This is a genomic window from Allobosea sp. CCNWLY174 (assembly GCF_037120455.1).
GTDB classification, from domain to species: Bacteria; Pseudomonadota; Alphaproteobacteria; order Rhizobiales; family Beijerinckiaceae; genus Allobosea; species Allobosea lupini.
In genome coordinates this window covers 26,903-39,531 of the sequence record NZ_JBBBBQ010000014.1, presented here as the reverse complement: position 1 = coordinate 39,531, position 12,629 = coordinate 26,903, and the positions used below count along the sequence as shown (strand labels likewise).

General features: G+C 67.1%; 10 protein-coding genes. 6 read left to right on the top strand and 4 right to left on the bottom strand.

What is annotated here, in order from left to right; genetic code table 11:
- The first annotated feature begins 90 nt into the window (after positions 1-90).
- From V7S63_RS26950 to V7S63_RS26935, 4 genes are all read left to right on the top strand, one after another.
- Positions 91-1,878, top strand: a complete 1,788-nt coding sequence (locus V7S63_RS26950; protein ID WP_336532576.1) for a peptide ABC transporter substrate-binding protein — start codon at positions 91-93, stop codon at positions 1,876-1,878.
- Between the two features lie 146 nt (positions 1,879-2,024).
- Positions 2,025-2,984 (top strand): ABC transporter permease, encoded by a 960-nt coding sequence (locus V7S63_RS26945; protein ID WP_091836719.1) that lies wholly within the window; start codon positions 2,025-2,027, stop codon positions 2,982-2,984.
- On the top strand, positions 2,950-3,894 hold the full coding sequence (locus tag V7S63_RS26940; RefSeq protein ID WP_091836721.1) for an ABC transporter permease: 945 nt from the start codon (positions 2,950-2,952) through the stop codon (positions 3,892-3,894). Before V7S63_RS26945 ends, V7S63_RS26940 begins: the two co-directional genes overlap by 35 nt.
- A 232-nt stretch (positions 3,895-4,126) precedes the next feature.
- Entirely contained in the window at positions 4,127-4,843 is a 717-nt protein-coding gene (locus tag V7S63_RS26935; protein WP_100963740.1) for a response regulator, read from the top strand.
- Here V7S63_RS26935 and rpiB read toward each other — a convergent pair.
- From rpiB to V7S63_RS26920, 3 genes are all read right to left on the bottom strand, one after another.
- A complete protein-coding gene (gene rpiB, locus V7S63_RS26930) occupies positions 4,840-5,289 on the bottom strand; it encodes a ribose 5-phosphate isomerase B (protein WP_100963742.1) in 450 nt (149 codons plus the stop codon). The genes V7S63_RS26935 and rpiB overlap by 4 nt on opposite strands.
- A 146-nt stretch (positions 5,290-5,435) precedes the next feature.
- Complete coding sequence (locus V7S63_RS26925) at positions 5,436-8,114, bottom strand: ATP-binding protein (RefSeq protein WP_336532575.1); 2,679 nt, start codon at positions 8,112-8,114, stop codon at positions 5,436-5,438.
- A complete protein-coding gene (locus V7S63_RS26920; RefSeq protein ID WP_336532574.1) occupies positions 8,111-9,016 on the bottom strand; it encodes an ABC transporter substrate-binding protein in 906 nt (301 codons plus the stop codon). The genes V7S63_RS26925 and V7S63_RS26920 overlap by 4 nt, the downstream gene beginning before the upstream one ends.
- A 334-nt stretch (positions 9,017-9,350) precedes the next feature.
- Here V7S63_RS26920 and hemC point away from each other — a divergent pair, with 334 nt between their 5' ends.
- Positions 9,351-10,295 carry a hydroxymethylbilane synthase gene (hemC, locus tag V7S63_RS26915; protein WP_091836732.1) on the top strand — a complete coding sequence of 315 codons (945 nt, stop codon included), beginning with the start codon at positions 9,351-9,353 and terminating at the stop codon, positions 10,293-10,295.
- A 34-nt stretch (positions 10,296-10,329) separates the two neighbouring features.
- Here the strand turns inward: hemC and V7S63_RS26910 are convergent, their stop codons facing one another.
- Positions 10,330-11,634: an aspartate aminotransferase family protein gene (locus tag V7S63_RS26910; protein WP_336532573.1), complete on the bottom strand. Its 1,305-nt coding sequence runs from the start codon at positions 11,632-11,634 to the stop codon at positions 10,330-10,332.
- A 161-nt stretch (positions 11,635-11,795) separates the two neighbouring features.
- Between V7S63_RS26910 and V7S63_RS26905 the strand changes: the two genes are divergently transcribed.
- The gene (locus tag V7S63_RS26905; protein WP_336532572.1) at positions 11,796-12,608 is read left to right on the top strand and encodes a GntR family transcriptional regulator; all 813 of its coding nucleotides are present in this window, start codon (positions 11,796-11,798) and stop codon (positions 12,606-12,608) included.
- Positions 12,609-12,629: the final 21 nt, after the last annotated feature.

Sequence of the window (12,629 nt, the reverse complement as noted above, 5' to 3'; positions counted from 1 at the left end):
GCCAAAACAGGGCATAGCCCCCGAGCCGAGCATGCATTAGGCTGCCCTCCAGGCCATCTCATAATAGGCCGGCTAGAACAGGGGAATATGATGGACGAGCGTACGCTGAGCAGCTTGATCGAGAACGTGAAGGACGGCGCGATCTCCCGCCGCTCCTTCATTCGCAGACTGGCTGCCGTCGGCATCACGGCGCCGATCGCTTCGCAGATCCTGGCCTGGAACGACGTCGCCATGGCGCAGGCGTCGCTGCAGTACAAGCCGACCAAGGCCGGCGGCGGCGGGCCGCTGAAGATCCTGCTCTGGCAGGCGCCGACGCTGCTCAACCCGCACTTCGCCAGCGGCACCAAGGACCAGATCGCCGGGCGCATCTTCTTCGAGCCGCTCGCCGGCTGGGACAAGGACGGCAACCTCACCCCGCAGCTCGCCGCCGAAGTGCCGAGCCGGGCCAATGGCGGCCTCTCCGAAGACGGCAAGGTCGTGACCTGGAAGCTGAAGCAGGGCGTCAAATGGCATGACGGCAAGCCGTTCACCGCCGACGACGTCGTCTTCACCTGGGAATATGCCGCCGATCCGGCGACAGCCGCCTACACCACCGGCTCCTACACCAACATCAAGGTCGAAAAGGTCGACGACCACACCGTCCAGGTCATCTTCAAGGAGCCGACGCCGTTCTGGGCCGATCCCTTCGTCGGCGTCGTCGGCCAGATCCTGCCGAAGCACCATTTCGGCGACTACAAGGGTGCCAAATCGCGCGAGGCCCCGGCCAATCTCAAGCCGGTCGGCACCGGTCCGTACAAGTTCGTCGACTTCAAGCCGGGCGATATCCTGACCGGCGCGCGCAACGAGGATTACCACGTCAAGAACCAGCCGCATTTCGACACGATCGAAGTCAAGGGCGGCGGCGATGCGGTCTCGGCGGCGCGGGCCGTCCTGCAGACCGGCGAGTTCGACTACGCCTGGAACCTGCAGGTCGAGGACGAGGTGCTGAAGAAGATGGAGACCGGCGGCCGCGGCAAGGTCAGCGCGGTCGCCTCGGGCGACATCGAGTTCATCATCCTCAACACCACCGATCCGTGGACCGAGGTCGACGGCGAGCGCTCCAGCGTCAAGACCAAGCACCCGACCCTGTCGGATCCGAAGGTGCGCGAGGCGATCAATCTGCTGATCGACCGCGATTCGATCCAGAAGTTCATCTACGGCCGCGGCGGCACCGCAACGGCGAGCTTCGTCAACGAGCCCAAGCAGTTCAAGTCGCAGAAGCTGAAATACGAGTTTAACGTCGAGAAGGCCAACAAGATCCTCGACGACGCCGGCTACAAGAAGGGCTCGGACGGCATCCGCGAGAAGGACGGCAAGAAGCTCAAATACGTCTACCAGACCTCGATCAACGCCCCGCGCCAGAAGACGCAGGCGATCATCAAGCAGGCGTGCCAGAAGGTCGGCATCGACCTGGAGCTGAAGTCGGTGACGGCATCGGTGTTCTTCTCCTCCGACGTCGCCAATCCCGACACCTACACCAAGCTCTATGTCGACATGGAGATGTATACGACGACGCAGCCGCAGCCCGATCCGGAGCGTTTCCTCAACCAGTTCGTCTCGTGGGAGATCGCCAACAAGGAGAACAAGTGGCTGGGCCGGAACGTCTCGCGCTATTCGGATCCTGCAGCCGACGAGGCCTACAAGGCCGCCCAGAAGGAGCTCGATCCGGCCAAGCGCGCCGCGCTCCTGATCAAGGTCAATGAGATCTTCTGTGAAGCCAATGTGATCCTGCCGCTGCTTTCGCGCACCCGCGTCGCCGCCTCGGTGACCAATCTGATGCACGACCACAGCGGCTGGGACGTCGACACCTGGAACGTCGCTGCCTGGTATCGCAGCTGAGGCTGGATAAGCCGCTCGCGGACGACCGATACCGTCCGCGAGCGGCCCTTGCCGCTTCCGCGCGAGCCGCCCCGGCCCGGTGACGTCTCGTTGCCATCAGCCCGTGCGGCTCGCTTTAGCGACACCCCGCTTCACGGGAATCCTTGATGGCGACCTATCTTCTGCGGCGATTGCTGATCGCCATACCGAGCCTGCTCGGCATCAGCCTGATCCTGTTCACGGTCCTGGCGCTGGCGCCGGGCGACCCGTTCTCGGAGATGGCGACCAACCCCAACGTCCCGCCCGAGGTCCGTGAGGCGCTGCGCGCCAGCTTCGGCCTGAACGACCCGATCATGGTGCGCTATCTGCGCTGGCTTTCGGCCATGGCGCAGGGCGACTGGGGCTTCTCCTTCGCCAGCCGCATCGATGTCGACACCCTGATCATGCAGCGCGTGCCGACCACGCTCTTCGTCGTCGGCACCTCGCAGATCCTGGCGCTGTGCATCGCGCTGCCGGTTGGGATCTACGCGGCGACGCGGCCCTATTCGGTCTTCGACCAGATCGCCAACACGCTCGCCTTCGTCGGCTTCTCGCTGCCGACCTTCTTCACCGGCCTGCTCCTGATCCTGCTGTTCTCGATCAAGCTCGACTGGTTCCCCTTCGTCTATCGCTCCGACATCGCTGCCAGCGGCTGGCGCTGGTATTGGGAGATGTTCCGTCAGGCGATCATGCCGATCACGGTACTCGGCCTGTTCCAGGCTGCGTCGTATACCCGCTATGTCCGCTCGGCCGTGCTTGACGTGATCCGGCTCGACTATGTCACGACGGCCCGCGCCAAGGGCCTGAGCGAGAAGCGGGTCACGCTGCGGCACATCACCCGCAACGCGCTGATTCCGGTCGTGACGCTCGTCGCCCTGCAGATGCCGGCGGTCTTCGGCGGCGCCATCGTCACCGAGCAGATCTTCCGGATCCCCGGCATCGGCTCGCTGCTGATCGACGCGATCCTCGCCAACGACACCCCCGTGATCATGGCCGTGACCTTCGTCTTCGCCTGCCTGGTCGTCCTCTTCAACCTCATTGCGGACCTGCTCTATGGCTGGCTCGACCCTCGCATCTCCTTCGGCTGACCCGGCCGTGGCCGCAGTGGCCGCCGCGACCGTATCGGTCTCGCCCGGCCGCGAAACCTGGCGGCGTTTCCGCCGCCACAAGCTCGCCATGGCGAGCACTCTCATCCTGGCGCTGCTGATCCTCGGCGTGGTCGTCGGTCCCTGGGTGTGGACCATCCCGATCAACGACATCGACTTTTCGGCGACGTTGCAGGGCCCGTCGCTGGCGCATCCCTTCGGCACCGACGATCTTGGCCAGGATATCCTGGCGCGGATGATGTATGGCGGCCGGATCTCCCTCGCCGTCGGCCTCGCCGCCATGGTGGTCGCGACCACCGTCGGCGTCGTGATCGGCGCTCTGGCCGGCATGTCGCGCAAGATCGCCGACCCCGTGCTGATGTGGGTGACGGACCTGTTCCTGTCGCTGCCGCAGCTGCCGCTGCTGCTGCTGGTGATCTACCTGTTCCGCGAGCAGCTCAAGGCGGTGTTCGGCGTCGAAGGCGGCGTCTTCATCCTGATCGTCGTCGTCATCGGCGGCCTGCGCTGGATGCCGGTCGCCCGGCTGGTCCGTGCGCAGTTCCTCTCGCTGCGCGAAAAGGAGTTCGTCGAGGCCGCCAAGGCCCAGGGGGCCACCAAGCTCCGGCAGATGACGCGCCACATCCTGCCCAACGCGCTCGGGCCCGTCATTGTCGCGTCGACGATTGAGGTCTCCTCTGCGATCATCGCGGAGTCCACGCTCTCCTTCCTCGGCCTCGGCTTTCCGCCGGATATCCCGACCTGGGGGCGCCTGCTCTTCGATGCCAAGGACCATCTCGACACCGCCCCGCACTGGGCGTTGTTCCCGGGCGCGGCGATCTTCCTGACCGTGCTGTCGATCAACTTCATCGGCGATGGCCTGCGCGACGCGCTCGACCCGCGCCGCGTGATCTGAACGCGCTATACGACAACGCCAGGCCGGCAGCCCGGCCTGGCAGCATATGACCTCATCTCCTCGGCAGCTCGCTGATGGAACTGACGGTGGATAGCCGGTCGGCCTTTGACCGCGCGGTGAACAGCCGTCAACATCCGCAGGCTCGACCGCTTGCGGGGTACCCGTCCCTGTAGAATCGTCCGCTCGGCCGAATCGTGCCGGAATCGGAGCGCCGACAGGCGAAGCAGAGCTGATGGATGCGACCTTCCGCGACCGGCTCGTCATCGTCGAGGACGACCCCGTCACCCGCACGGTCATCGCCGGCTATTTCACCGATCAGGGCTTCCGGGTCGAGGAAGCCGAGACCATCGCCCAGGCCAGGCAGGCGGTGCGGCGCTTCAGGCCGGACCTGGTCTTCATCGATGTCGTCCTGCCGGACGGCGACGGCCTGGAGCTCGCCCGGGAACTCCAATCGGCCTCCGATGCCGGCATCATTTTCGTGACAAGGCGCGACGCCGATGTCGATCGCATCGTCGGGCTCGAGCTCGCCGGCGATCACTATGTCAGCAAGCCGGTCGACTTGCGCGACTTGCTTGCCAGGGCCCGTTCCCTGCTGCGCCGCCGCCGGACCGAGCGCGACACGGCGCGCCGCAACACCGTGGCGCTCTTTGGACCCTTCACGATCGACCTGCTGCGCCGCGAGCTCGCGATGAACAACGGCGAGCCCATGCGCCTGACGCGCGGCGAGTTCGATCTCTTGGCCGCGCTCATCGAGAGCAATGGCCATCCTCTCAGTCGCGACTATCTGATCGAGGTCATCAGCAACCGCTTCACCGATGTCGACGCACGCAGCGTCGATGCCCTGGTCGCACGCCTACGCAAGAAGCTCGGGGACACCGACAAGTCGGGGATCATCGCGACCGTCAGCGGCAAGGGCTACAAGATCGGCGTCCCCGTCGAGCGCATTTAGCCCTCGAGCGCCCCGATCATCTCCACCCGCGTCGCATGCCGGCCACCCTCGAACCCGGCGCTCAGGAACGCATCGACGATGTCGAGCGCCAGCCCTTCACCGACAACCCGCGCACCGATCGACAGCATGTTGGCGTCGTTGTGCTGACGGATCATGCGGGCTGAGAACGTGTCGGCGCAGACTCCGCAGCGAATGCCCTTGACCTTGTTCGCCGCCATCATGATGCCCTGCCCGGTGCCGCACAGGATGATGCCGAGCCGGCAGTCGCCGGAGGCGACGAGCCGTGCCGCAGCTTCGCCATGCTTGGGATAAGGCGTGCTCTCCGGCGTCGTCGGCCCGATATCGACCACCGCCCAGCCCTGCGCCGCGACATGGGCGGCGATGGCCTGGCGGAGCGGAATGGCGGCATGGTCACTGGAGAGGACGATGCGGTTGCTGGCTGTCATGGCGAAGTCGTCCCTTTTCCCGAGGCCGCCCGGCGGCCGCGCCAGGTTGGATCAGGCGCGTCTTGTCTCGCCCGCATCTTGTCTCGTCAATGCCTTGGACCTTCGCGGACCGGCCAGATCGTAAAAGCACCCGAGGCTATCTGGCCTCACACCGCGTCGGCGGTCGCCGGTGCCTCCTCCAATCCGGCCAAGGCATCCAGGGCGTCGCTGCGGGCCAGCCCGAGCGCTTCGACCGCAGCCGCGAGCGCTCCCCGGTCGGCTCTCGCCGCATCGCGTTCGAGCGCGCTTGCGAGCGCAAGGACCTGCCCGAGCCCGACCGCCCCGGCCGAGCTCCCCAATTGATGGGCCAGCCGCTTCAACTCGCTGCGGTCCAACATCGGCAGGGCGGCCTGCATCTGGGTCAGGATCGTCCCGGACACTGTCGCGAACAGCAGTACGAGCTGCCGCGTGCGCTCATGGCCGATCAGGCGGCGCTGCGTCCCGAAGAAGGCCGCATCGACAGGCTGGTCCGCCGAAAGCGCCACGACCTTGCTCCGGCCACCGCGGCTGCTGCCGCGCCCGATCACCTGCAGCAAAGCGGCGGAGGTGATCGGCTTCGACAGGATCGTGGTCAATCCCGCCGCACGCATGCGCCGCATCGTCTCCGGCGAGACATCGGCCGTCAGCGCGACAATGCGCGGCTGCGCGATGCCGGTGATCTCGCGGATCGCCAGTGTGGTCTCGATGCCATCGATCCCGGTCATGTGCATGTCGAGCAGCACGAGATCGAAGGACCGCCGGCGCAGCGTCTTCAGCGCGGCCTCGCCGGAAGCCGCGGCCTGCACCTTGTGGCCGGCCTTGCCGACCATGAGCCGCGCGACCTCCCGCGTGACCGGATCGTCGTCGACCACGAGAATCGTCTGCAGCTGCCCCGTCGCCGCCTCGCCTGGCCGGGCGGCAGCCTTGGCCGCCGTTACCGGCAGCCTGACGGAGAAGGTGCTGCCCTGACCTCTGGCGCTGACGACGGAGATCGAGCCGCCCATCAGCTCGGCCAGCTTGCTGCAAATCGCCAGGCCGAGACCGACGCCACCATTGCGCCGCCCGGTTTCCGGATCGACCTGCACGAAATCCTGGAAGATCTGCGGTTGCATGACCGGATCGATGCCGATGCCGGTATCGCGAACCGTCAAGGTCAGCTCGAGGCCTTTCCCCGCCGAGGCGCGCTGCAAGTCGGCCCCGAGCTCCACCTTGCCCGCTTCAGTGAAGCTGATCGCATTGCGCAGCAGGTTGACCAGGATCCGGTGGATCTTGCCTGCATCGCCGTGCAGGCGCAGCCCTTCGGGCGGCGAGCGCAGCGTCAGGACAAGACCCTTCTGCTCGGCGGGCGGGCGCATCAGTGCCACTGCTGCGCCAAGGAGGGGGCCGAGGTCGAAGTCACGCCGATCCAGCCCTTCGGTCCCGGCCTCCAGCCGCGACAGGTCGAGCGTCGCATTGGCAAGGTCGACCAGCGCCTCGCCCGAGGTCGCGGCCATGGCGACGAGGCGGCGGTCGCGCTGGCTCATGCGGCGGCGGTCGATCAGTTCGAGAACGCCGAGCACGCCGGCGAGCGGCGTGCGGATATCATGCCCGACCACCGCCAGGAACCGGGACTTGGCCCGCGTCGCCTCCTCCGCCGCCTTCTGCCCGGCGGAGGCTAGCCGCAGCGCCTGCTCCAGGGCCGCAGTGCGCTCGGCGACCTTGTCCTCCAATACGGCACGGCTTTCCGCCAGCTGCCCCGCCATCACGTTGAACTGCTCGCCCAGTTCCTGCAGTTCGTCGCCCGTGCGGATCGCAATCCGCCCCTCGAGCTCGCCGCGGCCAATGCGTGCGGCCCCCTCTCCGAGCGCCTTGATCGGCGCGACCAGCCTGCGGCTGAGCATGATGCCGGCCAGCACCGCGACCAGCAGGGCGACCAGCAGCACCGTGAGCGAGCGCAGGATCGACGCATGGATCGGCGCGAAGGCTTCGCTCTCCGGCAGGTCGATCACCACGTTCCAGTCGAGGGCCGGAACCGGCGCCATCACCGACAGGACACGCCGGCCCTCGATATCCGTCACCGAAAGCCCGGCTCTGGCCGCGCCGGCTGCCTCATGCGCGCTCACGAGCGCGGCGAGATTCGTGTTACGCAGCACGAAACGCAGGTCGGGATGAGCGATCAGGCGCCCTGAGCGGGTGACGATATAGGCGCGGCCGGCCTCGCCGACCTTGAGGCGGGAGACCAGCTCCCGGATGAACACGAGATTGACGGTGGCTCGCGCAACCCAGTGCGGAGGCGACGACGCCCGCTTGAGCAGCACCATGTGCGGTTCCGAGCCGCGCCGGAATTCGACCTCGCTGTAAAAGCTGCCCTGTGCCATCGCAAGCTGGAAGCCGGGATCGGCCGACCAGTCGGTGCCGCCATCTGCCCGGTCGCGCGCATAGCGCGACAACAGGAGCTGCTCGCGCCCGACCGGGTCGATCTGGCGCAGCTCGAGCACGGCAGGCACCTGCCGCATCAACCGCAGGCCGTCGAGCCGGCGCTCCTCCGGCGAATTGCTGCTGGCGCCGCTTTGGGAGGCCCAGTCGAGATGCCCCATGATGTCGGCGACGAAAGCGCCGATCCTCTGGGCCGCCGCCCTGGCCTGCTCCTCCTGGACCCGGACCAGCAGGGCCCGCTGGTCCGAGAAGGCGAAGAAGGTCGCGATCGCCGTGTTGAGCCCGAGGGCAAGGCAGATCGCAAGGCCGACGAACAGCGCATATTTGCGGGCGAGCTCGCCGCGCCGGCGTGGCGTACCGTGCTGCCCCGCCGAACGATCCTGCTGCGTCACGACAAGATCCGTTGCGCCCGGATCCGCAGCGAGGCCGGCAGGCTCAAGCCCAGGGCCGCCGCGGCTTTCTCGTTGATGACGAGCTCGAAACTGCGCGAGAACTGCACCGGAAGTTCGGCGACGTCGGCTCCGCGCAGGATGAGGTCGACATAGGAGGCGATCATCTCGGACGTCTCTTCGCGCGCGCCGGCATAGGACATCAACCCGCCCTGCTGGGTGAAGGCGTCGAACGGATAAACGGCGGGCAGGGCGAGGCGCGCGGCAGCGGCGGCACAGATCGCGGCATTGCGGAACGTGAAGCTGTCCGGCAGGAAGACCAGGCCGCCGCCGGCTCCCTTGCCGGCAAAGCCCGCGATCTGCCTGTCGATCCCGGACGGTTCGGTCACGTTGACCGTCTCGAAGACTGGCCCGCCCGCCGGCGTCGTCGCCTGCAGGCGGGCGAGATAGGTCGCGCCGGCCGCCGGCGTCGAGTGAGGATTGAAGACCACCCCGATGCGCCGCGTCGCCGGCGCGATCTCGGTCAGGAGCTCGACCCACTTCTCCGACATGGCGGGGTCGTTGTTGCTGAAGCCCGTCGCGTTTCCGTCGGGGCGTTCGAGCGAGCGCACGAAGCCGCTGCCGACCGGATCGGAGGCTGTGGAGAACAGCACCGGGATCCGCCGTGTCTTCGCCAGCACGGCGGCAGTCTCGGTGCTGGAGCCGACGATGATGATGTCCGGATTGCCGGCGACCACTTCGGCCGCGGCGCGGGCAAGGTCTGCCTCGCTCGCCCCTGAGACCTTGCTGCTGACCTGCAGATTCTTGCCGTCGATCCAGCCTCGCTCGGCCAGCATCCGATAGAGCTCGGCCATGCGCGCGCTCACGACGGGATGGTCGAGCGGCAGCCCGATCAGCAGGGCCACCCTCTTAGGTGGCTCCGCCGGGCGCGCCGAGACGGCAAGACCGCATGATGCCAGGGCAACCAGGAAGGAGCGGCGACGCATGCGGCGAACCAGGTGAAGGAAGGAGCCGGCCGCTCCCTGAGGGATAATTTGCATGCTGCGCCCGTTCGCGTCGAGGGGAGATGCGGCGGAGGGATGGGAGCGGCCTTTCCCGGCATTTTCAGCGCGCGCGGCATCGGAAAAGCGCCTTGCGAGCGCTCCCGAGCCGGCGAATCTGCCGCACTTTCACTCCGGGATCGCACCTGCTAGACGGTGCGCGATCGCGCGTGCACGGCGCAAACAGGTTACTCGAATTATGCTTCTTCGCGTTGGCACCCGCCGCAGTCCCCTTGCCATGACGCAAACCAACTTTGTAATTGGTTCAATTCGGGCATTGTATCCGCATATCGAGTTCGAGATCTGCCCGATTTCGACCGTCGCCGATCGCGACAGGGTCTCCGAGTTCCATCAGTTCGGCATGATCGGCGTCTTCACCACCGAGCATGAGGAGCAGTTGCTCCGCAAGGAAGTCGATTTCGTCGTCCACTCCCTCAAGGATCTGCCGACCCTCCTTCGCGACGGACTCGTTCTGGCGTCGGTGCCCAAGCGCGAGGATCCGCGCGATGTCCTGTGCGGCTCGGTGCTCGAAGAGCTGCCGGAAGGCGCGCGGGTCGGAACCGGCTCGCTGCGCCGCCGCGCGCAGATCCTGAGCCTGCGGCCCGACGTCACCGTCGTCCCCATCCGCGGCAATATCGGCCCGCGCCTCGCCAAGATCGAGGGGGACGATGCGCTCGATGCCGTCATCCTGGCCCATGCCGGGCTGGAGCGCCTCGGCCTCGGTGCCCGCTCTTCGGAATTCCTCGATCCGGTCGCATTTCCCTATGCCGTCGGCCAGGGGGCGCTGGGCATCGAGGCGCGCGGCGAAGATACCGAGCTGGTCGAGATCCTGCGCTCGATCGAGTGCCGCAAGACCAGGGCCGAGGTCGATGCCGAGCGCGAGATGATGCATGCGCTCGGGGCCGGCTGCAGCCTGCCCGTCGGCGCCGTCTGCAACTGGCAGGACGAGCGGCTGAGCCTGCAGGCACAGATCACCTCGCTCGACGGCCATGAGCGGGTCGTCGCGACGCAGGACGAGCCGGGAGAGCAGGCGAAGGAACTCGGCCTCGCCGTCGCCGAGACGCTGAAGATCCGCGGCGGCGAGAAGATCCTGCAGTCGAGCTACCGGGAATACTGCAGCCACTTCAAGATGCTGCAGTCCTGAGGCGGCGGCGGCGCCCGGCCGAACACGCTGTGCTTCACGCCGCCGTCGATCGCGCCATCGTCTCAGTCGCCACCGCGATCGCCGCTTCGGTCGCCTCGATATCGGCGAGGCTGTGGGCGGATGACAGGTAGCAGAGACCGCGCGGCAGGGTCATCACCCCCTGTCTGAGCAGGGCACCGGTGAAGACCAGCGTCTTGTCCTTGTCGACCTTCGCCGTGTCGCGCAGCGTCTCGACCGGCCCGTTGGCGGCAAATATCTGAAAGGCCGCCCCGGCCTGGCGCGCCCGGATCGGAACGCCGCGACGTATGGCCTGATCGTTCAGGAACCCGCATAGCTGCGCCGCGAACCCCTCCATGCGCGGATAGATTTCCCCGCGCTCGGCCTGCAGCACCTTGAGGCAGGCGATCGCCGCCGCCACCGAGAGCGGATTGCCGTTGAAGGTGCCGCGATGCATCAGCCGGCCGCTCGACAGGATCTCCATCGCTGCGCGGCTGCCCGAGACCGCGCTGATCGGCAGGCCGGCGCCGAGCGCCTTGCCCAGCACGCTGAGATCCGGCGTCACGCCATAGCGTTCCTGCGCGCCGCCGAGGGCGAGGCGGAAGCCGGTGATCACCTCGTCGAAGATCAGCAGCGCACCGCAGCGCTGCGTCGCCGTCCGCAGGCGCTCCAGGAAGCCGGCAGGCGGCTCGAAGCAGCCGCCATTGATCGCGGCAGGCTCGACGATGACGGCAGCGAAACTGGCATCGAGCACCGCCTCGACCTGCCCGGCATCGCCCCAATCCACCAGCGTCACGCTCTGCGCCGCCTGCGGATCCTGGCCAAGCGCCGAGGCGCCGTCCTGCCCGATCGCATTGCCGACATGGATGCCGTCGGCCCAGCCATGATAGTTGGCCCGGAACTTGATGATCTTGACTCGGCCCGTCGCGGCGCGCGCGACACGCAGGGCGAGCTGGATCGCCTCGGTGCCGGTGCTGACGAAGCTCGTCTGTTCGGCCGAAGGTACGCAAGCCGCGATCAGCTCGGCCAGCTCCGCCTCGCCGCGATGTACGCTCGCCGTCCGCAGGCCGCGGCCGAGCTCGTTCTGGATGGCTGCGAGCACCGAAGGCGGCGTGTGGCCAAGGATCAGCGGGCCGTAGCCGAGCGCGTAGTCGGTGAAGCGATTGCCGTCGACGTCGACGACATGGGCGCCCTCGCCGCGCTCGACCGCAATCGCCACCGGGTTCTGCGTCGCGCGCGGAGTCGAGGAGACGCCATACGCGAGATGGGACAGCGCGCTCTTGCGATGCGCATAGGAGCCGGCGAAGCGCTGGCGGTCTGCGGCGTCGAGGCTGTCACTCATCGCATCTCTCATAGGCGTCGATTGGGCGTGGGCGTCAAAACTTGAAAATAAGTATCAATGATATAAACATAATACAACATACTTCCGCGGGCAGCGGCCCGATTGGTATTCCAGACCATACATGCTAGCGATTCCCCACGACGAATCCGGGAAGGCAATCCATGGCGAGACCGCAGACGGGTACGGCGGCTGAGCGGCCTTCGTCGGAACGGGACGTCATCCCGCTCTATCACCGCGTCTACGTCATGCTGCTCCAGAAGATCATGGACGGATCCTACCCGCAGGGCTCCCCGATCCCGAGCGAGGACGACCTCGCCGAGACCTTCAGCGTGTCGCGGGTCACCATCCGCAAGGCGATGGAGAGGCTGGAGCGCGAGGGCCGCGTCCTGCGCCAGCGCGGTCGCGGCACCTTTCCGCTGACGCCGGCGAACGAGCTGGGCGAGCCCGCGAGCCAGTTGCTGAACAACCAGATATCGCTCGCCCGCAAGACGAAGGTCGCCTTGCTGGCCTATGATTTCGTCCGACCCTCGCCGTTGCTTGCCCAGACCTTCGAGATCGCCGACGGCACGGAGCTGTTGCGGATCGAGCGCGTCCGCGGCGACGAGCGCTCGCCGATCTCGCACACGCTCTGCTATCTCCCCGCCGACCTTGCCCCGCTGGTGCCGCGCACCGCGATCTCGTCGCTGCCGGTCTCCGCCACGCTCGCCGCCGCGGGCGTCAAGCTTGCCCGGTTCGAGGAGAAGATCACGGCCGTGCTCGCCGATTCCGATGTGGCGCCGCATCTCGACGTCGCGATCGGCACGCCACTGGTGGCGATGACCCGCCATGTCCGCGACGAGAACGCGCGCCTGATCGAATTGCTGCAGGCGCTCTACCGGCCAGACCGCTACGAATACCGCGTGCAGTACTCGATCGACGGCCAGAACCTGGGCACGCCCTGGAAGGCGATGATCACCGACAGCGGCGTCGCTTAGGACGCCGCTCCCGTGCTGGCG

Coding starts and splice junctions, on each gene's coding strand:
- V7S63_RS26905 (WP_336532572.1), top strand. CDS start 11,796: ATGGCGAGACCGCAGACGGGTACGGCGGCTGAGCGGCCTTCGTCGGAA.
- V7S63_RS26935 (WP_100963740.1), top strand. CDS start 4,127: ATGGATGCGACCTTCCGCGACCGGCTCGTCATCGTCGAGGACGACCCC.
- rpiB (WP_100963742.1), bottom strand. CDS start 5,289: ATGACAGCCAGCAACCGCATCGTCCTCTCCAGTGACCATGCCGCCATT.
- V7S63_RS26910 (WP_336532573.1), bottom strand. CDS start 11,634: ATGAGTGACAGCCTCGACGCCGCAGACCGCCAGCGCTTCGCCGGCTCC.
- hemC (WP_091836732.1), top strand. CDS start 9,351: ATGCTTCTTCGCGTTGGCACCCGCCGCAGTCCCCTTGCCATGACGCAA.
- V7S63_RS26950 (WP_336532576.1), top strand. CDS start 91: ATGGACGAGCGTACGCTGAGCAGCTTGATCGAGAACGTGAAGGACGGC.
- V7S63_RS26945 (WP_091836719.1), top strand. CDS start 2,025: ATGGCGACCTATCTTCTGCGGCGATTGCTGATCGCCATACCGAGCCTG.
- V7S63_RS26940 (WP_091836721.1), top strand. CDS start 2,950: ATGGCTGGCTCGACCCTCGCATCTCCTTCGGCTGACCCGGCCGTGGCC.